Source organism: Plantibacter sp. VKM Ac-2885 (genome assembly GCF_015351205.1).
GTDB classification, from domain to species: domain Bacteria; phylum Actinomycetota; class Actinomycetes; order Actinomycetales; family Microbacteriaceae; genus Plantibacter; species Plantibacter auratus.
The window spans coordinates 290,831-311,481 of sequence record NZ_JADKSK010000002.1 but is presented as its reverse complement, the minus strand read 5'-3'; the positions used below and the strand labels follow the sequence as shown (position 1 = coordinate 311,481).

General features: G+C 69.4%; 22 protein-coding genes. 13 read left to right on the top strand and 9 right to left on the bottom strand.

The window, feature by feature from the left end:
- The first annotated feature begins 44 nt into the window (after window positions 1–44).
- The 4 genes from ITJ66_RS14035 to ITJ66_RS14020 all read left to right on the top strand — a co-directional run bounded on the left by ITJ66_RS14035 (window position 45) and on the right by ITJ66_RS14020 (window position 3,510).
- Window positions 45–1,154: a DNA alkylation repair protein gene (locus ITJ66_RS14035; RefSeq protein WP_194645013.1), complete on the top strand. Its 1,110-nt coding sequence runs from the start codon at window positions 45–47 to the stop codon at window positions 1,152–1,154.
- 186 nt (window positions 1,155–1,340) lie between these two features.
- Window positions 1,341–2,171 carry a CPBP family intramembrane glutamic endopeptidase gene (locus tag ITJ66_RS14030; RefSeq protein WP_194645012.1) on the top strand — a complete coding sequence of 277 codons (831 nt, stop codon included), beginning with the start codon at window positions 1,341–1,343 and terminating at the stop codon, window positions 2,169–2,171.
- A 4-nt stretch (window positions 2,172–2,175) separates the two neighbouring features.
- The gene (locus ITJ66_RS14025) at window positions 2,176–2,763 is read left to right on the top strand and encodes a TetR family transcriptional regulator C-terminal domain-containing protein (protein WP_194645011.1); all 588 of its coding nucleotides are present in this window, start codon (window positions 2,176–2,178) and stop codon (window positions 2,761–2,763) included.
- Window positions 2,764–2,829: 66 nt separating this feature from the next.
- Complete coding sequence (locus tag ITJ66_RS14020) at window positions 2,830–3,510, top strand: NADPH-dependent F420 reductase (RefSeq protein WP_370582660.1); 681 nt, start codon at window positions 2,830–2,832, stop codon at window positions 3,508–3,510.
- Window positions 3,511–3,585: 75 nt separating this feature from the next.
- Here the strand turns inward: ITJ66_RS14020 and ITJ66_RS14015 are convergent, their stop codons facing one another.
- A complete protein-coding gene (locus ITJ66_RS14015) occupies window positions 3,586–4,062 on the bottom strand; it encodes a GNAT family N-acetyltransferase (RefSeq protein ID WP_194645010.1) in 477 nt (158 codons plus the stop codon).
- A gap of 247 nt (window positions 4,063–4,309) precedes the next feature.
- On the opposite strand from ITJ66_RS14015, the gene ITJ66_RS14010 reads away from it, so the two are divergent.
- Window positions 4,310–4,657: a hypothetical protein gene (locus ITJ66_RS14010; RefSeq protein WP_194645009.1), complete on the top strand. Its 348-nt coding sequence runs from the start codon at window positions 4,310–4,312 to the stop codon at window positions 4,655–4,657.
- Between the two features lie 36 nt (window positions 4,658–4,693).
- Here the strand turns inward: ITJ66_RS14010 and ITJ66_RS14005 are convergent, their stop codons facing one another.
- On the bottom strand, window positions 4,694–5,650 hold the full coding sequence (locus tag ITJ66_RS14005) for an alpha/beta fold hydrolase (protein ID WP_194645008.1): 957 nt from the start codon (window positions 5,648–5,650) through the stop codon (window positions 4,694–4,696).
- 179 nt (window positions 5,651–5,829) lie between these two features.
- Here ITJ66_RS14005 and ITJ66_RS14000 point away from each other — a divergent pair, with 179 nt between their 5' ends.
- Both ITJ66_RS14000 and ITJ66_RS13995 read left to right on the top strand, forming a co-directional pair.
- Window positions 5,830–6,462 (top strand): hypothetical protein, encoded by a 633-nt coding sequence (locus ITJ66_RS14000; RefSeq protein WP_194645007.1) that lies wholly within the window; start codon window positions 5,830–5,832, stop codon window positions 6,460–6,462.
- Window positions 6,463–6,493: 31 nt separating this feature from the next.
- Window positions 6,494–6,952, top strand: a complete 459-nt coding sequence (locus ITJ66_RS13995) for a hypothetical protein (RefSeq protein WP_192020048.1) — start codon at window positions 6,494–6,496, stop codon at window positions 6,950–6,952.
- Window positions 6,953–7,132: 180 nt separating this feature from the next.
- Here ITJ66_RS13995 and ITJ66_RS13990 read toward each other — a convergent pair whose 3' ends face one another.
- A complete protein-coding gene (locus ITJ66_RS13990) occupies window positions 7,133–7,429 on the bottom strand; it encodes a helix-turn-helix domain-containing protein (protein WP_192020049.1) in 297 nt (98 codons plus the stop codon).
- A gap of 111 nt (window positions 7,430–7,540) precedes the next feature.
- On the opposite strand from ITJ66_RS13990, the gene map reads away from it, so the two are divergent.
- Entirely contained in the window at window positions 7,541–8,317 is a 777-nt protein-coding gene (gene map, locus ITJ66_RS13985; protein ID WP_079706538.1) for a type I methionyl aminopeptidase, read from the top strand.
- 61 nt (window positions 8,318–8,378) lie between these two features.
- A complete protein-coding gene (locus ITJ66_RS13980) occupies window positions 8,379–8,879 on the top strand; it encodes a hypothetical protein (protein ID WP_194645006.1) in 501 nt (166 codons plus the stop codon).
- A gap of 3 nt (window positions 8,880–8,882) precedes the next feature.
- Here ITJ66_RS13980 and ITJ66_RS13975 read toward each other — a convergent pair whose 3' ends face one another.
- Window positions 8,883–9,635, bottom strand: a complete 753-nt coding sequence (locus tag ITJ66_RS13975) for an SDR family oxidoreductase (RefSeq protein WP_194645005.1) — start codon at window positions 9,633–9,635, stop codon at window positions 8,883–8,885.
- Window positions 9,636–9,662: 27 nt separating this feature from the next.
- Window positions 9,663–10,328 carry a hypothetical protein gene (locus tag ITJ66_RS13970; RefSeq protein WP_194645004.1) on the bottom strand — a complete coding sequence of 222 codons (666 nt, stop codon included), beginning with the start codon at window positions 10,326–10,328 and terminating at the stop codon, window positions 9,663–9,665.
- 302 nt (window positions 10,329–10,630) lie between these two features.
- On the opposite strand from ITJ66_RS13970, the gene ITJ66_RS13965 reads away from it, so the two are divergent.
- Window positions 10,631–10,876: a hypothetical protein gene (locus ITJ66_RS13965; protein ID WP_194645003.1), complete on the top strand. Its 246-nt coding sequence runs from the start codon at window positions 10,631–10,633 to the stop codon at window positions 10,874–10,876.
- Between the two features lie 37 nt (window positions 10,877–10,913).
- Here the strand turns inward: ITJ66_RS13965 and ITJ66_RS13960 are convergent, their stop codons facing one another.
- The 4 genes from ITJ66_RS13960 to ITJ66_RS13945 all read right to left on the bottom strand — a co-directional run bounded on the left by ITJ66_RS13960 (window position 10,914) and on the right by ITJ66_RS13945 (window position 15,330).
- Window positions 10,914–12,182 carry a GNAT family N-acetyltransferase gene (locus tag ITJ66_RS13960; RefSeq protein WP_194645002.1) on the bottom strand — a complete coding sequence of 423 codons (1,269 nt, stop codon included), beginning with the start codon at window positions 12,180–12,182 and terminating at the stop codon, window positions 10,914–10,916.
- Window positions 12,183–12,823: 641 nt separating this feature from the next.
- The gene (locus tag ITJ66_RS13955; RefSeq protein ID WP_124767512.1) at window positions 12,824–13,174 is read right to left on the bottom strand and encodes a cupin domain-containing protein; all 351 of its coding nucleotides are present in this window, start codon (window positions 13,172–13,174) and stop codon (window positions 12,824–12,826) included.
- A 54-nt stretch (window positions 13,175–13,228) separates the two neighbouring features.
- Window positions 13,229–13,681 (bottom strand): Lrp/AsnC family transcriptional regulator, encoded by a 453-nt coding sequence (locus ITJ66_RS13950; protein WP_056013555.1) that lies wholly within the window; start codon window positions 13,679–13,681, stop codon window positions 13,229–13,231.
- Window positions 13,682–13,872: 191 nt separating this feature from the next.
- The gene (locus tag ITJ66_RS13945; protein WP_194645001.1) at window positions 13,873–15,330 is read right to left on the bottom strand and encodes an aldehyde dehydrogenase; all 1,458 of its coding nucleotides are present in this window, start codon (window positions 15,328–15,330) and stop codon (window positions 13,873–13,875) included.
- Window positions 15,331–15,573: 243 nt separating this feature from the next.
- Here ITJ66_RS13945 and ITJ66_RS13940 point away from each other — a divergent pair, with 243 nt between their 5' ends.
- The 3 genes from ITJ66_RS13940 to ITJ66_RS13930 all read left to right on the top strand — a co-directional run bounded on the left by ITJ66_RS13940 (window position 15,574) and on the right by ITJ66_RS13930 (window position 20,074).
- Window positions 15,574–17,049 carry an APC family permease gene (locus ITJ66_RS13940; protein WP_194645000.1) on the top strand — a complete coding sequence of 492 codons (1,476 nt, stop codon included), beginning with the start codon at window positions 15,574–15,576 and terminating at the stop codon, window positions 17,047–17,049.
- 48 nt (window positions 17,050–17,097) lie between these two features.
- On the top strand, window positions 17,098–18,531 hold the full coding sequence (locus ITJ66_RS13935) for an FAD-binding oxidoreductase (protein ID WP_194644999.1): 1,434 nt from the start codon (window positions 17,098–17,100) through the stop codon (window positions 18,529–18,531).
- A 163-nt stretch (window positions 18,532–18,694) separates the two neighbouring features.
- Entirely contained in the window at window positions 18,695–20,074 is a 1,380-nt protein-coding gene (locus tag ITJ66_RS13930; protein WP_194644998.1) for an NAD-dependent succinate-semialdehyde dehydrogenase, read from the top strand.
- Window positions 20,075–20,651 lie beyond the last annotated feature (577 nt).

Genomic DNA, 20,651 nt, shown 5'->3' with positions numbered 1-20,651 from the left:
GGCCCAGCAGCACACCTGTCAGCGGTACCCGCCATGATCGGCGTATGCCCTTCGCAGACGAGCTCCTCGGCACCGCCGTCGCCCGCACCCTCACCCGTTCGCTCCAGGAGGCCGCGCCGGGCAGCCCGTTCGAAGCCACGGCTCAGGCAGCCGAGCGACTCGACGGTCTCGCGCTCCGCGAGCGGGCCGACCTCCTGCGCGACGCCCTGCTCGAGGACGTCCCGGGCGACTACGCGACGCTCGCCGGCGTCATCCGCACCGCCCAGGCGACGAACCCCGCGTTCACCGGCTGGCTCATCTGGCCGGTGACGAGCGCCGTCGCAGCCCGCGCGGTCGACGAGGGCACCGCCGACGCCTTCGACGACGCCATGCGACTCCTCGCCGAACTCACCGAGCGCCTCAGCGCCGAGTTCGCCATCCGCACCCTGCTCCGCCACGATCTCGACCGCGCGCTCGCCATCGTCCTCGGCTGGACCACCTCCGACAACGAGCACATCCGCCGGCTCGCCAGCGAAGGCACCCGCCCCTACCTGCCGTGGGCGGTGCGCGTGCGGGAGATCGTCGCGAACCCGGGCGTCACCGTCCCGATCCTCGACGCCCTCTACCGCGACCCGAGCGAATATGTGCGCCGCTCCGTCGCCAACCACCTCAACGACCTCAGTCGCGACGACCCCGACCTCGTCGTCGCAACTGCCGACCGTTGGCTCGCCGACCCCGACGCCAACACCCCGGCGCTCGTCCGGCACGCACTGCGCACCCTCGTGAAGCGCGGCAACCCAGGTGCCCTCGCGGCCCTCGGCTTCGGCGCGGCGACGACGGAGGTCGAGGGCTTCGCGGTCGACAGCGCCCACATCGCGTTCGGTGGAACGGTCCGATTCGTCGCGACCGTCCGCAACACCGGTGCCGAGACGGCCCGCCTCGCGATCGACTACGTCGTCCACCACCAGAAGGCGAACGGCTCGCAGACGACGAAGACGTTCAAGCTGACGACGACCGAGCTGGCGCCCGGCGAGCACATCCTTCTCACCCGCGAGCACTCGTTCCGCGCGATCACTACCCGTCGCTACCACCCGGGTGCGCACGGGATCGCGCTGCAGGTGAACGGGGTCGCGACCGAGCCGCTGGCGTTCGAGCTGCTGCCGCCGGTGGAGTGAGGCGAACGGCCCCACGGCCGAGCTCCGGTCCCTGAGCCGGTCCAAGGGCGCACTTCGACAAGCTCAGTGACCGAGGAGGGTGCTCAGAGACCGAGGAGGGCGCTCGGTGACGGCCTGGGCGGGCCGCCCCGCACCCGATCGCGTCCGGTAGCCGCGCCAATCGGAATACATGTGTATTCTTTCGGTATGCCTCCTCTCCCTGACTCAGCCTCGGCACCGGCCCCCTCCCCCGAGCAAGGACCGCCTGGCGACCACCCCACCGCGAGCTGGCACGTACGAGCACCGTGGCTCGTCGCCATCGCCTTCGCGCTCGTCCCCGTGGTGTTCACGGCCGGCGCGTCAGCAGCAGCGCAACTCTCCGGGGCGAGCGAGGCCGGCGCAGCCTTCACGCTCGCCGCCGGCGCAGCCGTCTCCGCGTTCCTCGGCCTGGTGGTCATGCGCCTGTCGCCGCCTCGAGTCCGCGACTACGGCTTCCGGCGTCCGCGGCGAGCGCGCGCCGCACTGTGGTTCATCCCGGCCGCAGCCACCGTCCTGATCATCCTCGGCACCCAGGGCGTCCGGGTCGACACACCGACCATCGCGGCGTATGGAATCCTCGTCGTCGCCGTCGCGCTGAACGAGGAGACCTGGTTCCGCGGCATCGTGTTCGCGATCCTCCGCGCACGCAGCACCCGCACGGCCGTCGTCGGCAGTTCCGCCCTCTTCGGCGTCCTGCACCTGGCGAACCTCGCTGGCGGCGCGGACGTCGGCTCATCCATCCTGCAGGTGGCGTTCGCAGCGCTGTTCGGCCTCGTCGCCGCCCAGCTCCTCGTGCTGACCGGCAGCCTCTGGCCTGCGATCGCCTGGCACGCCGCCTGGAACTTCGTCAGCTTCATCGGCGGCGACGCGACCGACAGCCGGTCACTCGTCGGACTCGGCGCCGCCTGCGTCGTCATGCTCGGCTACGCGGTGCTCCTCGGGCGACGAACGTCCTCGCGGTCGGACGGATCAGCGACCGGCTCCCCAGCCCTACCCTGAGAACGTGGACCTGACCGACCGCCAAACCCAACTCGCCGACGCGGCGCTGCGGATCGTCGCACGGTCCGGCCTGGGCGCCCTCTCGTTCCGCGCCGTCGCGAGTGAGGACGACTGCTCGCTCGGTTCCGTGCAGAAGGCGTTCCCGAGCAAGCAGCGGATGGTAGCGGCAGCGTTCACGCGACTCCGCGACACCTCCGCGCCCCTGCCACCCGGCGAACCGGGCCGCCCGAATCTGCGGCAGTGGCTCGTCGACCTGTTCATCGGCGTCCTCCCGCTCGACGAAGCACGCCGAGCCGCACACCGCCAGGGCGAGGTGTTCGCGCAGGTCGCGCTCGTCGATCCGGACATCGCCGCCGCCATCGCCGAGAGCGACGCCCGACTCCGCGGGCTCATCGCCTCGCTCGTGGCACGCGGGCGTGCTGAGGGCGAGATCCCCGCGTGGGTCGATCCCGACACCGCCGCCTGGGCCGTCTGGGCGCTCGCGGGCGGCGTCGCCTCCCAGCTCACCTACGACCCCGAGCTGGAGGACGAGGTCCGTACCCGACTCGACACGGCGATCGGCGCCCTCCTCGGCGTCGCGTCCATCGACTGAGTCGCCCCGCCGGCACCCCGCCGTCGTCGCGGATGAACGTCCGCTGGGAATCACCCAGGGTGAGGAATGACCCAGCGCGCCCGGACCGTTCCCCTGACCATGACAACCATCGGAATCATCGGTTCAGGAAACATCGGCTCTCAGCTCGCACGCCTCACGGTGGCGCAGGGTCACGACGTCATCGTGTCCAACTCGCGCGGACCGGAGACGCTCACCGACCTCGTCTCGGAGCTCGGCGAGCACGCCACCGCCGGCACCGCCCTCGACGCGGCCGAGCGTGGCGACATCGTCATCGTCACCATCCCGTTGCACGCGATCGACACCGTCCCCGTCGCACCGCTCGCGGGCAAGGTCGTCATCGACACGAACAACTACTACCCCGAGCGCGACGGCCACATCGCCGAGCTCGACGAGGAGACCACCACCACGGCCGAGATGCTGCAAGCGCACCTCCCGGAATCGAAGGTCGTGAAGGCGTTCAACCACATCTACGCCGCCGACCTCACCACCAAGGGCAAGCCGTCCGGCACCCCGAACCGCCGCGCCCTCGTCATCGCCGGTGACGACGCCGACGCGAAGGCCACGGTCGCCGCGCTCATCGACTCCTTCGGGTTCGAGCCCCTCGACATCGGCGCGCTCTCCGAAGGATGGCGCATCCAGCGCGACACCCCCGGCTACGGTCCGGACGTCGACGCCGACAAGCTGCGCGAACTCGTCGCCGAGGCCAAGCGCTACCGCGACATGTAAGTCACGCCGCATCGCGAATCGCCTCGAGTGGTCGTCCAGGAGGTCCTGGAGCGACCATTCGGGGCGATTCGTCGTTCAGTGACCCGGTGGGTCGGCCCGCCACTCGAGGAGCAGCGGCGCTTCCTCGAACCCGGCGCGGCGGTAGACCGGCGCACCCGCGTCGTTCGAGCTGACGGAGACCCGGCCGATGTCGCGAGCGCGTGCGGCGTCGAGGAGCCCGTCGACGAGGCGACCGGCGATGCCGCGACCACGGAACTCCGGGCGGACGAAGACACTCTGCACGTCGCCCGTCAGCCGGCGGAGTGCCCCGATGTTGGGTGCGCGGGAGAACACGACGAGCCAAGCCATCCCGACGAGCCGATCGTCGACCTCGGCGACCAGGCACACCCGGGAGTCGGGGTCGACGGCGATCCACGAGACGAGGTCGTGTGCGAACAGCGCCCGTTCCCAGTCGGCGAGCGGGGCGGCCGGCGGCGACATCATCAGCTTCAGCTCGGCGAGCCCGGCGGCATCGGCCGACGTTGCAACGCGGATCACGACCTCGGGTTCCATGGGTCGAGTGTCGCATGGGCTGGCGGGTCCTGCGTAGGCTGCCCGCATGTACCCGCGAAGCTCGCCCACCCCTGCGGTTCGACGCGCGCTGCGGGTCCCCATCGCTGTCGCGGCGATCGCGGCGCTCAGCTCGTGTGCGCAGACCAACGCCCCGGTCGACGTCGGTGGACCGGCCACCCGCGCCATCTGGAAGCACAAGGATCCGCTGATGAGAGCCCTGGCCGACGCGCATGCGATCGATCATGACGTGTTCCTCGCCGAGCTCCGCAGCACCGACGGCAGCTTCCCCAGCGTCTACTGGAATGGCGACGATGACCCGGCGTCGCTCGGGCTGGAGGACGGAGGAGCGGTCATCTACAACCTGGTCGACGCCGGAGACGAGGCCAGTTTCCAGGGGATCATCGTCACCGGCACCGAAGTCGACCCGGCCGTGTACACCTGCTTCCAGGCGACAGTGCGGTTCGAGCGAGGAGTGGTCGTCGGCTGGAGTTCCGACCACGAGGCGGGGCAACCCGACGAACACTGCGCGGCGGAGATCGTCAATGTCCTCAGCGAGGATGCGCAGGTGGCGCCGTTCTCGGCCTTTGACGGCTGATTGTCGGCCGCACGATGGGGCGGCCGTTCGACAGGCTCAGGGACCCAGCGCCGCGAAGCGGTCCAGGGCCGCACGGAGCACGGCGCTCTCCTCGGTGCCGCCGTGGCCCTCGGTCTCGACGATCGTCAGCTCACTCGCCGGCCACAGCTGATGGAGACGCCAGGCGGTCGCGGCCGGTCCGCTGATGTCCCTGCGGCCGTGGACCAGCGCGCCGGGGAGTTGCGCGATGCGGTCCATCCGCGACAGCACCGCCCGGTCGCCGGTAAGGAAACCGTCGTGACTCCAGTAGTGGGTGACGAGCATCGCGAACGCCTCGCGCACGGTCGCGTCGGCGAACAGCTGGCCGACGCGTTCGGGGTGGTCGAGTGACACGTGCGCACTCTCCCAGCGGTCCCAGGCGGTCGCGGCGTGTGTGCGGTCCGCCGCGTCGCCCTCTCGGAGGCGGCGCGCGTAGGCCTCGACGACCCGCTCGCCGTCCCGCCGACCACTGTCACCCTCGAACCGCGCCCATTCCTCGGGGAAGACGCGGCCGACGCCCTCGGTGATCCAGTCGACCTCGTCGCGGCTCGTGGTCGTCACCGCGACGAGCGCCAGCGCGATCACCCGATCGGGATGTTCTTGCGCGTAGGCGAGCGCGAGGGTCGTTCCCCACGAGACCCCGGCCACGACCCAGCGCTCCACACCCGAGGCGACTCGCACCGCCTCGATGTCGGCGATCAGACGCTGGGTCGTGTGCTCGTCGAGCTGCTCGCGCGCGTCCACGATGTTCGGGATGCTGCGGCCGCTCCCGCGCTGGTCGATGCCGATGAGGCGGTACCGCGACAGATCGAAGTGCGAGCGATACCAGCCGGAGCCGAGCGACCCGCCGGGGCCGCCGTGCAGCCAGAGCGCTGGGACGCCGTCGGGGGTGCCGGACTCTTCGACGAAGATCGACGCACCGCCGTCCACGTCGACGAAACCGGTGGTGTGCGGGTCGGCTTGCTCCTCGGTCATCCGTGCCACGCTACACAGCTCGGGTCCTGCGTGCAGGCCCTTCGACAGGCTCAGGGACCGCGAGGGGGCCGCCGCCCTTCGACACGCTCAGGGACCGGGGACAGTTGCGCGCCCTCCGACGGGCTCAGAGACCTGGGATCCACGAAGCGGAAAAAGGGCCGTCCGTAGACTGGGCGCCCATGGGGGAAACGAACACAGTCACGTCAGGGTCCAAGCAGGTGTGGATCGTCGCCGGCGCGCTCCTGGTCGGGTCGGTCCTCCTCGGCCCACTCGTCCAGATCGGGTCGTTCCTCGGGCCGACCGGTGGCATCCTCGCGACGTTCTTGTCCGTCTTCTCGATCGCCTTGTTCGCGATCGGCTCGGACCGTTCCAGCAGCGTGACCGCGAGGCGCCCGCTCGGCACCGGCGCCCTCATCGCGCTCGGCGTCTGGATGACGATCAGCTCGTTCGTCCGCGGTCTGGCGACGATCCCGGCAGCCGTCGAGACGTTCCTGAGCTTCGGCTACATCGACCTGCTCATCCAGTTCTTGCTCGCGGCCATCGCGACTACGCAGATCGCGCGCGCCGGAACCGTGCCCCGCCCCTGGCACCTCGCGCCGCTCTGGGTCGTGGCGGTGACAGCAGCATCGTGGGTCGTCCAGCAGATCATCGTCGTGGCGGCGGGTTCGAACGTGTCCCTCTTCGTCCCGATCATCGTCATCCTCGACGGGTGGGTCCGTGTCGTCGGCCCCGTCTTCCTCGGGATCCTCGCTATCGCCCTCGCCGGCCGCGAGTCGGCCGTCGCGGCTGCCGTCCCGGAGCAGGAGACGTAGGCTGTCGGGAATCGACATCGGGGGACGTCATATGCATCGACGCATCGCAGCAGGACTCATCGCGCTCACACTCGCCGCCGGGCTGAGCGCCTGCACCGGCGGAGTGACGAGCTACGCGGACCTCGAGCGCGACCAGGCCGACAAGGATCGTCTCCCGGCAAGCACCACCGGAGCCGGCAGTGACGACCCGTTCACCATCGACGCCGACTCGACCCGACTCGTCGCCGTCCAAGGCGACACGGAGATCTTCCTCGCATCGGCGACCGAGCAGGGGCAATCTCGGATCTGCATCATCGTCTTCGCGGAGACCCAGCCGTTCCGAGCCTGCGGTAGCGGCGACCGCGTCGGCATGAGCGACAGCGTCAACGAGTACACGGTGCTCTCCGACGCCGTCGTCGACACTGCGCTCGACCCCGCTGAGGACTGGACGAAGATCAGCGAAAACGTCTTCACCCGCCCGGTCCAACCGACGACGAGCGACACGCAGTAGCGATCGAACATAGACCCTTCGACAAGCTCAGGGACCGGCGTGGTGCGTCGAGCAGACGCGGCCGCGCGATTGCGCGCGCCTTTCGACAAGCTCAGGGACCGGCGCGGCACGTCGGGCGGATACGGCCGCGGGACTGCGTGGGCCCTTCGACAGGCTCAGGGAGCGGGAGCGACCGAGGAGCTAGGAGACGAGTCGCTCGCGCAGGCGTTCGCCGGACGGGGCAGTGTCGCGCCGGGCCGGGCTGATCGTCGCCCAGACCTCGTCGAGGGAGAGGCCGAGCACCTCGGCGATGGCGGCGATCGTCGAGAACGCCGGCGTCGCGACCCGGCCGGACTCGATCTTCCGCAGCGTCTCCGGCGAGAGGCCGGCATCGAGCGCGATGTCGAGCATCGAACGCTCACCTCTGGCCTCGCGCAGGAGCGCACCGAGGCGCTGACCGCGTTCGACGTCGGTGGGGGTGAGCGGGAGGCGGACCATGCGCCCAGTGTAGTACGGGATAGTTTGACCGGTATAGTTATTGGTCGAGCGCCGTTCGCGGCACGAACACCACCGCACCACGCACGCAGCACGCCGATGGAAGGGCCCCGCATGATCGAGATCTTCACCCCCACCGAGGTCGCGAAGGCGCGTCGCACCGGCGAGCTGGTCGCGAACATCCTTCACACGCTCAAGCACCGCGTGACGGTCGGCACGAACCTCCTCGAGATCGACCGCTGGGCCAAGGCGATGATCCTCGAGGCCGGCGCCGTCTCCTGCTACGTCGACTACGCCCCCTCCTTCGGCCGCGGACCCTTCGGCCACTACATCTGCACCGCCGTCAACGACGCCGTCCTCCACGGCCTCCCCCGCGACTACACGCTGGCCGACGGCGACCTCCTCACCCTCGACCTCGCCGTCCTCCTCGACGGCATCGCCGCAGACTCGGCCATCAGCTTCGTCGTCGGCACGGCGACCCCCGAAGACCTCGCACTCATCGAGACCACCCAGGAGGCCCTCGCCGCCGGAATCGCAGCTGCCAAGCCGGGTGCGAAGATCGGCGACATCTCCTTCGCGATCGGCACCGTGCTGCGTGGCGCCGGCTACCCGGTCAACATGGAGTTCGGCGGCCACGGCATCGGCACGACGATGCACCAGGACCCGCACGTCTCGAACGACGGTCGCGCCGGCCGCGGCTACAAGCTGCGCCCGGGCCTGCTCCTCGCGATCGAGCCGTGGGTCATGGCCGACACCGACAAGCTCGTCACCGACGCCGACGGCTGGACCCTCCGCAGCGTGACCGGCAGCCGCACGGCCCACAGTGAGCACACCATCGCGATCACCGAGGACGGCGCCGAGATCATGACGCTGCCGACCGTCACGTTCTGAGCATCTGAAGATCTGTCGAGCGCACTCGACCGGCCCGGCACACCGTGTTTAGGCTGGTGACATGACCGACGATCGCCGCACGGTCCTCCGGGGCCGGTACCTGAGCCTCGGCCTCGGTGAACTGTTCGCTGCCGTCGTGTTCATCTGGGTCGCGTTCGTCTCGGCGCTGCCGTTGCTCGAACAGCCGACCGATGCGCTCGCGTTCTGGTCGGCCCTCGTACCGCTGCTGCTGATCCTCGTGCAGGCCGGCGTCTACTGGCTGCTCGCCCGGCGGTGGGTCAAGCAGGGCACCATGCCTCCTGGACTAGCCGCCACCTACCGCGGGTTCCGCGTGCTCGACGCGGTCCTGCTGCTCGCCGGACTCGTCGGCATCATCGTCTGGTTCCCCGCCCACCCCTTCGCGGCCATCGGCATCCCATTCGTCTGGCTCTTGGGCGCCACCGAATACGTGAACTACTTCGTCGTCCGGCTCGCCTACCCACCGCCCGTGTGGTTCAAGCGGATCGGCGAGTGGCGTACGCCTCGACTCATGCAGGACGTCCGGGCGGCTCAGCGGAGCTGACGCTCAGCGAGCGGCGCTGAGCCCGTCGATCCACTGCGCGAAGGTCTGCACACCGCGCTGCGCATCTGGCCCGGCGAGGGTGGTGCCGTCGCGCATCGCCTTGCCGAAGCCGCCGGGCAGCGGGATCTGCACGACCGGGCCACGGATGCCCGTGGCGGCGGTGTAGGCCTTGACCATCGCGGTCATCCGAAGTTCCTCGGAGCCCGCGAGATCAGCCGGGCGCCCCTGCGGCTCGCCCTCGGCCAGCTCTACCAGGCGCTCGGCGACTTCGCGCGCGGCGACCGGTTGCGAGGCCATCGTGGGCACCATCGTGACCGGCCCGAAGCGGAACCGCTCGACCATCTGCTGCGCGAACTCGTGGAACTGCGTCGCGCGCAGGATCGTCCACGGGATGCGCCCGGTGCTGACGAGTTCCTCCTGCAGCGCCTTGCCCGCGTAGTAGCCGAAGGGTGCCTTGTCGCTTCCGACGATCGACAGCGCGACGTGGTGGGGCACGCCTGCGGCGCCCTCGGCCTCGAGCAGGTTGCGGGTGACCGCCCCGAAGAACTGGCGCGACTGCTGGGTAGACTGCGTGGCTGTCGACGTCACGTCGATGACGACGTCCGCGGCCTCCAACTGCTGGGCGAGCCCGGCTCCAGTGGCGAGGTCGACGCCGGTGGCACGCGACAGCACGACCACCCGGTGTCCGCGCTCCTGGGCCACCGCGACGACGTGTCGCCCGACCATCCCGCTGCCTCCTGCGACGACGATCTTCATGCGACACTCCCCTCTGCTCGACGGATGTCACTCTATCGGCGGGAGGAAGCAGCCGTTCTCGACCGTGATCCGCAGCACGTCGGCATCGGGTCGGAGCTCGCGTTCGAAGATGATGGCGTCGTCGCGGAGCTGCGCCGACAGCTCCAGCTCGCCGGGTGAGGGCACGATCAGCTCCGACCGGAACTCGTCCGAGTCGGCCGCGAGTTCGAGCGGCGGCGCGTACCCGTTGATGAGGTCGACGAGCACGGCGCGACTCGTTCCGACCGGCAGCTCGACCTCGACGGCCATGCGCGCCAGCTTCGTGGCCCGACCGGACGGCGCCAGACTGCTGCAGGGCGCCTCCGAGGCCTGGGGCGAGAACGCGAACGGCTGCCCACCCGTCGCCGTGTTGACCATCTGCCCGAGGAGGTCTGCAGCCACGGCGAACACCTCGTCTCGGGTGGGAAGCTCGTCGTCACGCTGAGGAGCGCTCGGGTCGATCGCCGGCGCCTCGGGCACCGTCGAAGCACGATCACCCCGCGGCTCCCCGACCTGACCCGTGCAGGCGACGATCACCAGCGCGAACACACTCAGCTGGGCGACCACCGCGACGACGATCGCCATGATCGAGCGCCGCCCGAGCGACCTGGAACGGCGCCCTGGCGGCGCCTCCGCGCGCGCATCGGTGGTCATTTCGTCCGGGATCGTGTCCACGCCTACTCCTGTCTGGCCGTGTGTCGCGACGATGGCCGTCGCGATGCTGCAGCGACGGTATCGATCGGGAGCCGGTCGACGGCTCGACAGTTGGCGGGCATGACGCGGCGAGCGCGGATCGGGTGCCTGTGGAGCGGTGTCAAGCTTGTGCACCGTCGACGATGCCGCCTCGACGACTTGCAGGCACATCTACCACGGTGTATAACAAATCTGCACTTCGAAATACAGATCCGGATCCGACCGATCAGCCGTTCCCGAAGCGCGCCTCCCATCCGAACCCGACCAGGAACCACCCGACCCCGATGACGACCCTGCAGCACCCAGCCACCACCGGCTCCATCCCCACCCCACGCCCGCAGCTCGCGGCACTTCCCCGCACCCTGCGTCGCAGCATCCCGGCCGAGCAACGCCAGCTGTGCCGCACCCTTGCCGCCACCATCGGTGGTTTCACCCTCCTGGCAGGCCTCGTCGGTGCGCTCATCACCGGCTGGATGATGCTGCTCGCCCTCCCGGCCGCGGCGATCCTCCTCGGCGCAACCGCTCCCTGATCGATCGGCCGAGCTACATCACCTTGGCGGGTAGCACCTAGAAGTGCGTCCGAAGGAAGGGCGCCTGCTCCGTCACGAATGCGAGGTCGAGCGCTCGGACCGCCTCCGATGAACCGGTGATGAGCCCTGCTTCGGCGAGCGCCGACACGCGCGGGCCGCCGAGGAGGACGGCCGACAGCTCGTTGATGGTGAGGCGCACAGCGGCGTCGTCGTCGGCCGACTCCGGCACGTCGCCGAGGCGTTCTGCGACCGCGGCACCGTGCTCGTCGATGCGGAGCGCGAACCGACCGCCGGCGAGTCCGAGGGCATCCTCGACGTCGAGCAGGTGCTCGCGAGGTTCGGATGCCCCGGGGACGGTGAACCGGCGCGCACCGAGCACGGCCGGCACGTCGACGATGCGCAGCCAGAGCGAGTCGGCTCGCGCGGTGGTCTTGACGGCGCGGCGGTCGACAAGTCGCCACTGGATGGCTTCGACCGTCGGAGCCTGGTGGAAGGTGACCTTCGTGGTGAGGCTGATCCCGGTGAGGTGCCGCCAGAGCGCGTAGCGGGCCTCCGGGGTGGTGGCGACGAGGTCGTCGACGACGATCGTGCCCCACTCCTCGCCGACGCGGTAGAGCGCGTAACCCTGTGGTTCGCCGTCGGCGTCGTCGTAGCGGAGGGCGAGCGTGTCTCCCTCACCGTGGCTGAAGTGCCGGATGGTCACCTCACGGAGGGCCTGCTTCCACCACGCGACCCCGCGGTCGATGTCACCGGTGCTGCGGGAGCGCTCGAACAGCCCGGGTGCGACGGTGGCGAGCGAGCGCGGGTCGAGCGTGTGGACGCGGCCGGCGGGCGGCGCACCCCGCCAAGCGACGCGCTTGGGGTCGACCTCGTGCGTGAACTCCCAGGTCGCCGGGGCGAAGCCGTAGCGGCCGTAGATGGTCGCCTCACTCGCGGTGAGCGCGACGACTGCGGCACCGGTGGCCTTCGCGTGGTGGAGTCGGTTCTCCATCAGCGATCGGGCGATACCGCGACGTTCGTGCGAGGTCGAGACGGTGACCTCGGTGATGGCCAGGGCTCGGACGGAGCCACCGGGGATCGACAGGGCGGTCGGGAAGGAGCCGAGCGTGCCGACGGGGACGAGTGGTTCGGCCGCGGTGTCGTCGTAGACCCCGAGGATGGAGCTGCCGACGAGGAGCTGACGCCGCTCGGCACGCACCGCCACGTCGGTGTCGGGCTTCGAGAGGAAGCCGCGGGACGCTGCACCCCACCAGAGGTCGAGGGCGGCGTGGTCCGTGTGGTCGAGCTCGACGGTGCGCAGGTTCATGCGACAAGCCTATTGCGGCCGCGGTGACGGACCTCGGTCGGAAAACGAACCCCGGTCACTGAGCCCTCCACCGGTCGCTGAGCCTGTCGAAGTGCACACCGAGAACACCACCCGGCGAGCAGAGGCCAGCCCGAGAACCCTTCGACAAGCTCAGGGACCGAAAGAAGGCACCCGATCGGAGAACCCACCCCGGTCACTGAGCCTGTCGAAGTGCACACCGAGAACACCGCCCCGAGAGAGGAGGTCACCCCGGAGCCCTTCGACAAGCTCAGGGACCGAAAGAAGACACCCGATCGGAGAACGAACCCCGGTCACTGAGCCTGTCGAAGTGCACACCGCGAACACCACCCGGCGAGCAGAGGCCAGCCCGAGAACCCTTCGACAAGCTCAGGGACCGAAAGAAGGCACCCGATCGGAGAACCCACCCCGGTCACTGAGCCTGTCGAAGTGCACACCGAGAACACCTCCCCGAGAGAGGAGGTCACCCCGGAGCCCTTCGACAAGCTCAGGGACCGGATGAGGCTGAGCTCAGGGACCGGAGTGGCAGGAACGCAGGAGATCGGCGCGAGAGCAGGACGGGCGGGCGCGAAGCGTCCTGCTGTCGGGCGGATGTCCTGCTGCCGCGCCGGGAGTCGCGCGGGTCAGGCGACGTAGACCTTGCGGAGGGTCTCGCGGACGGTCCAGGTGGTGCGGGCGCCGGCGGCGAGTCGGCCGATGGAGCCGGCACGGAGCTCCAGCGACGGGGTGCCGTCGGCGAAGTCGACCGTCGCCTCGCCGGAGAGGACCACGAACACCTCGTCGATCTCGGTGTCCTGCACGACGCCGACACCCAGCTCCCAGACGCCCACCTCGGTGTCACCGACGGCCGTGAGGGACACGATCCCGCTCCGCGGCGACCCCGAGACGACGTCCTCGGGCGCGAGCGGGTTGTCGGCGAGCGCCACGTCGGCACCCTGGAGCACCGCATTCGGAGCGAGCAGGTGGTCGGTCATGAGGTACCTCTCTGAGCAAGAAGGAGACGAGCGGGGTCGGCGCAGCCCGACGACCTACCCGACGCCCCAGCCGTAGGCGAGCTTGTGTGCTTCGAGCACGAAGAAGGTCTCGGTCGACCGCACCCCGGGCGTCGGCTGCAGGGTGTCGAGGAGGAAGGTCTTGTAGTGGTCCATGTCACGGCACACGGCCTCGACCATCACGTCGAAGCCGCCGCTCGTGAGCACCACGTAACTCGTCTCCGCGTGCTTCGACAGCTCCTGGCACACCCCACGCGCCATCCCCGGCTCACAGCGGATGCCGATGAGCGCCAGGTGGTCGAAGCCGATCGACAGCGGGTTCGCGATGCCGACGATCTGCAGGATCCCGGTGTCCTCGAGTCGCTGGATCCGGTAGCGGACGGACGATGCCGGCAGCCCGGTCTCGGTGGCGATCTCAGAGAACGCCTTCCGTCCGTCCTGCTGCAGGATCGCGATCAGCCGACGATCGATGTCGTCAAGGTCGTTCATGTGGCTCCTCCGGCAGCGGGCGGATGGTCATCTGGCAAGCGTAGCGAGGGAAGCCGTGCGGCCCGGGTGCGGTGTCCGCCCCACCCGAGCCACGAGCCCCGGCCGACCGACCGACCCGAACGCGGGCGGTCGACCGGGGCGACGCCGATCGAGCGGACCGAGGGAGGTCGCTGATCGGCGGATCGGTCCGACTAGCGGACGTGGATCGCGCCGGTGCGGAGGTCGGTCATGTCGTGCAGCGTGTACATGCCGCCGATCCGACCCCAGCCGGTGCCCTTGCCGCCCGCGCCACCGAACGGCATGTTGATGTCCCACCAGCCGTTGGAGTCGTTCACGATGACCTGGCCGGTCTCGAGCTCCTCCATGAAGCGGTAGGCCTTCGACAGGCTCTCGGTGAACACCGCGGACTGCAGGCCGAGCGCGTCGGCGTTGGCGATGCGGAGGATGTCGTCGTCGTCCTTGGCCGTGAGGATGGGGAGGACCGGACCGAACGACTCCTCCCGCGACAGCAGGCTGTCCTCGGAGACGCCGTCGACGATCGTGAAGTCGTAGTAGAGGTCCGTCGGGTGGCCGGTGGCACGACCACCGCCGAGCAGGATGTCGAAGCCGAGCGAGCGGGCCTCGTCGAGGTGGCGGTCCATCTTCGCGGCGACGCCCTCGTTGTTGAGCGGGCCGAGGTTGATCCCCTCGTCGAAGGGGTTGCCGAGTCGCACGGTGGCCTTCGCGTAGGCGAGGGCGGCTTCAACGAAGGCGTCGTGGACGTTGTGGTGGACGATGAGCCGCTCGGTCGCGCAGCAGACCTGCCCGCCGCTGTAGAACGCGGAGTCGACGGCGGCCTTCGCAGCGCGTTCGATGTTCGCGTCCTCGAGGACGACGATCGGGCCGTTGCCGGAGCACTCCATGAGCGAGCGCTTGAGGCCTGCGGTGCGGACGATCTTCGCCCCGGTGGCGGACGAGCCGATGAAGCCGATCGCGTCGATGCCGTCGTGGGAGACGAGCTCGGAACCGAACGCGCCGTCGCCGGGGAGGACGCTGACGAGCCCGGCCGGGACGCCCGCCTCGACGAGGCAGTCCATCGCCGCGAGGACCGCGAGGGGCGTGTTGCTCGGCGGCTTGACGATGCAGGCGTTGCCGGTCGCGAGGCCCGGGGCGACGAACTCGCTGAACATGAGGAGCGGGAAGTTCCAGGGCGTGATGATGCCCCAGACGCCGACCGGCGCGCGCCAGGTGAACATGCGCTTGTCGATGTCGCTCGACGGCAGCGTCTCACCGTAGAGACGGAGGGCGTCCTCGGCGTGGAGATGGAAGAGCTGCGCGGCCTCGGCGATGTCGGCGATCGACTCGGCGAGCGGCTTGCCCTGCTCCAGCGTCTGCAGGCGGGCGAGCTCCTCGACGCGGGCGTTGATCGCGTCGCCGACGCGGTGACAGATCTCGGCACGCTTGAACACGCCGAGCTTGCGCCACTCCCGCTGCGCCTCGTGCGCACGTCGCACCGCCTCGTCGAGTTCGGCGGTGCCGGCCACGGGGATCGACGCGATGACGTCACCGGTGACGGGGCTGATCACCTCTGAGCGCTCCGAGCTGGATCCGTCGGTGAACTCGCCGGCGATGAAGAGCTGGGTGCGAGTGGGTGTCGGCAACGTGGTCATTCCGGACCTCCTGGTGTCGTGGCTGGGCCGACGACGCCGAACAGCGTCGTGCGGATGTCGTCGGGAGAATGTGGGATCAGCCTAGGACCTTGCGATTCCTCGAACAAGCAGTATTGTTTCGTCAAAGTTACGCTTACAACAACAAGACCGACACGATCTTGTCGTCACAACAATTCTTCGGCACATTGAGTGCACCAGCAGCGAGACAGCGACGTCCCGTCCCCCACGAATCGAGAAGAGCCCATGTCGACCGAACACGTCACCAGCACCGACGAGACCACGCACCTGCCGAAACGGATGCGCTGGTTCGACGGCTTCGCCATGGCGATGACCATGCCAGCCGCGCTCATCGCCACCCTCGGCGCGTCCATCACCGGTCTCGGCGGCTGGGGGGCCGCCGTCCTGTGGGCGATCTCCATGATCCTCGCCATGGGCGTCAACTGGATCTACACCGAGCTCGCCACCATGTTCCCGAACTCCTCCGGCGGCATCGCGCACTACGCGGCCGAAGCGTGGAAGTCGCGTGCGCCCTGGGTCGCGCCGATCACGGGCGTCGGCTACTGGCTCCCCTGGGGCACCAACCTCGCCACCTACGGCGCGGTGACCGGCGCGCTCATCCAGGCGCAGTGGTTCCCGAACGAGGACTGGGTGATCCAGCTCGGCCCGATCTCCATCACCTTCCCGATCCTCATCGGACTCGGCGTCATCGGCGTGATGTACCTCATCAACGTCATCGGCGTCCGCGTCACGATGGCGTTCGTCTACATCACGGCCGGCATCCTGCTCATCCCCCTGTTCGTGTTCATCGTCTTCCCGCTCTTCAGCGCCGACTGGGCACCGCTCGACCTCACCTGGAAGCTCGAGGGCATCGAGGGCCTGCACACCGCGATCGTCTGGCTGTACATCATGGCGTGGACCACCTTCGGCATCGAGGTCTGCGCGACCTTCGCCCCGGAATACCGCGACTCGGTGAAGGACACGACCAAGGCGATCAAGGCCTCCGTCCTCTTCTGCCTCGGCGTCTTCTTCGTCATCCCGCTGACCCTCGGCGGCTACGCGGGCGAAGCAGCGATCGCCGACAACCCGGCGACCTTCTTCGTCGCCAGCTTCGCCTCGCTCGTCGGTGGCGCCGCGGACGTCATGGTGCTCTGCCTCATCGCCTCGCTGCTACTCATCATGACCACCTCGGTGGCCGACGCCTCACGCGTGCTGTTCAACATGGGCAAGGAGCGCGTCACCGTCCCGTCGCTCGGCGTGCTCAACCGTCGCGGTGTGCCGTTCCGCTCGCTCAACGTGATGCTCGTCATGAACGTCGTGATCCTCGTCGTGCTGCAGAACCCGCTCGCGATCATCGTGACCGGCAACCTCGGCTACATCCTCACGCACTTCTTCGCCGTCTCCGGCTTCTTCCTGCTGCGCAAGGACCGCCCCGACGCCGTCCGCCCGATCCGCCTGCCGCGCTTCTTCGTGCCGCTGTCGGTCGTGCTGTCGGTCATCCTCGCGATCATCCTCATCGTCGGTGCCACCGGCTTCTCCACCACGGGCTACGGCGGGTTCCTCGAGCTCGGCATCGCGCTCGGCCTGCTCGCGCTCGGTGTCGTCATCTGGCTGTTCGTCCAACGGAGCACCAAGCGCGACGTGGGGCTCGGGACCGACGGGGCATCCGCCGGAACCCCACGTGCCGAGGCCGAACGCACCGACGCCGCCCGCACCGACTGACCGCGCACCACGCGACCGCACCGAACCACGCACCACAGGGGACCCACCATGAGAACCACCTACGAACTGGCCGAAGAGCTCGCCGACACCGCACGCCTGCGGGACCAGCTGGACTCGGCCGAACCGGAGCCGTACTGGCTCGACGACCCGGCACGGCCCGCTCCACTCCCCCGCCTCGAGGCGGACGTCGAGACAGACCTCGCGATCGTCGGTGGTGGGTACTCGGGCCTGTGGACCGCCCTGCTCGCGAAGGAGCGCGACCCGGACCGCCGGGTCGTGCTCCTCGAGGGCCGGCGCATCGCGTGGGCGGCGTCCGGCCGCAACGGCGGGTTCTGCGAGCCGAGCCTCACCCACGGATCGTCGAACGGCAAGAGCCGCCTGCCGCACGAGTTCGACCGCCTGGAGGAGCTGGGGCGCGAGAACCTGCGCGAGATCGGCGAGACCATCGCCCGGTACGGCATGGACTGCGACTGGGAGGAGACGGGGCTGCTGCAGGCGGCGACGGCTCCACACCACGTCGACTGGTTGCGGGAGAGCGCCGAGGAGCACGGCGCGCGGTTCCTCGACCGCGAGGCGATGCAGGCGGAGGTCCACTCGCCGATCTTCCAGGCCGGCCTGTTCGAGCCGACCGGTGCGGCGCTCGTCAACCCGGCGAAGCTGGCGTGGGAGCTGCGACGCGTCTGCCTCGACCTGGGTGTGGAGATCCACGAGTACACGCACGTCCGTTCGATCCGGTCGGACGCGACGTCGGTCACCCTGACGACGACGCACGGCTCGGTCGTCGCGAAGCATGTCGCCCTCGGCACCAACGTCTTCAAGGCCCTCATCCCGAGTGCCCGGAAATACACGGTGCCGGTCTACGACTACGCGCTCATGACGAACCCGCTCTCCGCCGAGCAGCTCGAGAGCCTGGGTTGGAAGGGCCGGCAGGGCATCTCCGACCTCGACAACCGGTTCCACTACTCGCGGCTCACGACCGACGCGAACGGGTCGACCCGCATCCTCTACGGCGGCTACGACGCGGTCTACAACTACGGCGGGCGGGTCGAGCCCCGGTTCGACCAGCGTGAGGAGTCCTTCCTCAAGCTCGCCGCCCACTTCGCCCACACCTACCCGCAGCTCGCCGACCTCGGCTTCTCCCACAAGTGGGGCGGCGCGATCGACACCTGCGGGCGGTTCTTCTCCTTCTTCGAGACCGCGCACGGCGGCAAGGTCGCGCACGCGGCCGGGTTCACCGGCCTCGGCGTCGGCGCGACGCGATACGGCGCGAACGTCATGCTCGACCTCCTCGCCGGCACGCCGACCGAGCGCACGACGATGGACTTCGTCCAGAAGAAGCCGACGCCGTTCCCGCCCGACCCGCTCGCATTCATCGGCGCGCGCATCTCGCTGTCGGAGATGGCCCGGGCCGACCGCAACGAGGGCAAACGCGGGCTCTGGCTCCGCGTGATGGACGCCGTCGGGCTTGGCTTCGACTCCTGAGCCGGGTTTCGACGCAGGAGCCGCCGTCCAACCCATGACAGGCGGAGCCTGGTTCGATACGGTGCAGGTGGTGGTCCCGCTCACGTCGAACCCGCACAGCTCGCGTCGGCCCGCAACGGACACCGCACCGCACCAGCAGCACCTCAGACAAAGGAGCACACCAGTGAGCGACTACGCCGTCGTCAACCCCGCGACCGGAGAGACTCTCCGCGACTACCCGACGATCACGGACGAGGAGCTGCAGCAGGCGATCACCGCCGCGTCCGCCGCCCACGAGGAGTGGTCGCGTCGCGCTCCCGTCGCCGACCGCGCTGCGCTCATCGCCCGCGTCGCCGCCCTCCACACGGAGCGCCGTGAGGAGCTGGCCGAGATCGCCGTCCGCGAGATGGGCAAGACGTACGAGCAGGCGCTCGGCGAGGTCGACTTCGCCGCCGCGATCTACCAGTACTACGCCGACAACGGCGAGGCCTTCTCCGCCGACGAGCCGATCGAGCTGTCCGACGGCACCGGCTCGGCGTTCATCCGTCGCGCGTCGCTCGGCGTGCTGCTCGGCATCATGCCGTGGAACTTCCCGTACTACCAGGTGGCCCGGTTCGTCGGCCCGAACGTCGTCAACGGCAACACGATCCTCCTCAAGCACGCACCGCAGTGCCCCGAGTCGGCGCTGGCGATCGCGCAGATCTTCGACGACGCCGAAGCCGAGCTGGGCGCCCACGATTCCGTGTACGTGAACATCTTCGCCACGAACGACCAGATCGCGACGGTCATCGCCGACCCGCGCGTGCAGGGCGTCTCGGTCACCGGTTCGGAGCGCGCCGGTTCCGCCGTCGCCGAGCTGGCCGGCAAGCACCTCAAGAAGGTCGTGCTCGAGCTCGGCGGGTCCGACCCGTTCATCCTGCTGTCGACCGACGACCTCGACGCCGCCGTCCAGGACGCCGTCAACGCCCGCATCGACAACAACGGACAGTCCTGCAACGCCGCCAAGCGGTTCATCATCATCGACGAGCTGTTCGACGACTTCGCCGCGAAGTTCACCGAGGTCTTCACCGCGAACGCGCCGGCCGACCCGATGGCGGAGAGCACGCAGCTCGGCCCGCTGTCGTCGGCCGCCGCGACCGAGCGACTCGGCGAGCAGCTGGGACGAGCGAAGGCACAGGGTGCGACGATCCTGGCATCGGGCGAGCCGAATGGGAACTTCTTCCCGCCGGCCGTGCTCACCGACGTGACCCCCGAGATGGACGCGTTCCACGAGGAGTTCTTCGGACCCGTCGCGTCGCTCTACCGGGTCTCGTCCGAGGAGGAGGCCGTGCGCCTCGCGAACGACACCCCGTTCGGCCTCGGCTCCTACGTCTACACGACCGACCAGGAGCAGGCACTGCGGGTCGCGGACGGGATCGATGCCGGCATGGTGTGGATCAACCTCGTCCTCGGCGACGCGGCAGAGCTGCCCTTCGGCGGCGTGAAGCGCTCCGGCACCGGCCGCGAGATGGGCAAGCCCGCGATGGACGAGTTCGTCAACAAGAAGCTCATCCGCATCGCGTAGGCGCTTCGGCCGCCGTCGCCGAACTCACACCACCGGTCACTGAGCTCGCACCATCGGTCACTGACGCCCCCATCCGGCCACTGAGCTTGTCGAAGTGCGGTCCCGCCCCATGTCGACCGCCCTTCGACAAGCTCAGGGACCGGGATGGGGTGCGCGCGAGGACCGGGACACGGTGCACCCGCTCACCGCGCTCCTCACCCGCGGAACGCTTTCCGGTCACTGAGCTTGTCGAAGTGCGGTCCCGTCGTGCGGTCGCTGCCCTTCGACAAGCTCAGGGACCGGGATGGTGCGGCTCAGGGACCGGGATGGTGCGGCTCGGGGACCTGGACGGCAGGGTGCGACTTGGGGGACCGGAACCCCGCTGGGGTTCGTCTGCAAGCGGCGGTCACCCCGAGCCGAGCACCTTCTCCGCTCCCTGAGCCTGTCGAAGGGCCCACGGAGGCACCTCGACAGGCTCGGTGACCGGGGTTGGGCTCGGTGACCGGGGTTGTGCTCGGTGACCGGGGTTGGGCTCGGTGACCGGGGTTGGGCTCGGTGACCGGGGTTGGGCTCGGTGACCGGGATGGGCTCGGTGACC

Excerpts from the sequence above, each read along its gene's own strand:
- ITJ66_RS13995 (WP_192020048.1), top strand. The coding sequence starts at position 6,494 with ATGCATCGACGCATCGCAGCAGGACTCATCGCGCTCACACTCGCCGCC.
- ITJ66_RS14030 (WP_194645012.1), top strand. The coding sequence starts at position 1,341 with ATGCCTCCTCTCCCTGACTCAGCCTCGGCACCGGCCCCCTCCCCCGAG.
- ITJ66_RS14020 (WP_370582660.1), top strand. The coding sequence starts at position 2,830 with ATGACCCAGCGCGCCCGGACCGTTCCCCTGACCATGACAACCATCGGA.
- ITJ66_RS13975 (WP_194645005.1), bottom strand. The coding sequence starts at position 9,635 with ATGAAGATCGTCGTCGCAGGAGGCAGCGGGATGGTCGGGCGACACGTC.
- ITJ66_RS14035 (WP_194645013.1), top strand. The coding sequence starts at position 45 with ATGCCCTTCGCAGACGAGCTCCTCGGCACCGCCGTCGCCCGCACCCTC.
- ITJ66_RS13955 (WP_124767512.1), bottom strand. The coding sequence starts at position 13,174 with ATGACCGACCACCTGCTCGCTCCGAATGCGGTGCTCCAGGGTGCCGAC.
- ITJ66_RS14005 (WP_194645008.1), bottom strand. The coding sequence starts at position 5,650 with ATGACCGAGGAGCAAGCCGACCCGCACACCACCGGTTTCGTCGACGTG.
- ITJ66_RS13965 (WP_194645003.1), top strand. The coding sequence starts at position 10,631 with ATGACGACCCTGCAGCACCCAGCCACCACCGGCTCCATCCCCACCCCA.
- ITJ66_RS13935 (WP_194644999.1), top strand. The coding sequence starts at position 17,098 with ATGAGAACCACCTACGAACTGGCCGAAGAGCTCGCCGACACCGCACGC.
- ITJ66_RS14015 (WP_194645010.1), bottom strand. The coding sequence starts at position 4,062 with ATGGAACCCGAGGTCGTGATCCGCGTTGCAACGTCGGCCGATGCCGCC.
- ITJ66_RS13945 (WP_194645001.1), bottom strand. The coding sequence starts at position 15,330 with ATGACCACGTTGCCGACACCCACTCGCACCCAGCTCTTCATCGCCGGC.
- ITJ66_RS13980 (WP_194645006.1), top strand. The coding sequence starts at position 8,379 with ATGACCGACGATCGCCGCACGGTCCTCCGGGGCCGGTACCTGAGCCTC.
- ITJ66_RS13990 (WP_192020049.1), bottom strand. The coding sequence starts at position 7,429 with ATGGTCCGCCTCCCGCTCACCCCCACCGACGTCGAACGCGGTCAGCGC.
- ITJ66_RS13940 (WP_194645000.1), top strand. The coding sequence starts at position 15,574 with ATGTCGACCGAACACGTCACCAGCACCGACGAGACCACGCACCTGCCG.
- ITJ66_RS14000 (WP_194645007.1), top strand. The coding sequence starts at position 5,830 with ATGGGGGAAACGAACACAGTCACGTCAGGGTCCAAGCAGGTGTGGATC.
- map (WP_079706538.1), top strand. The coding sequence starts at position 7,541 with ATGATCGAGATCTTCACCCCCACCGAGGTCGCGAAGGCGCGTCGCACC.
- ITJ66_RS13960 (WP_194645002.1), bottom strand. The coding sequence starts at position 12,182 with ATGAACCTGCGCACCGTCGAGCTCGACCACACGGACCACGCCGCCCTC.
- ITJ66_RS13950 (WP_056013555.1), bottom strand. The coding sequence starts at position 13,681 with ATGAACGACCTTGACGACATCGATCGTCGGCTGATCGCGATCCTGCAG.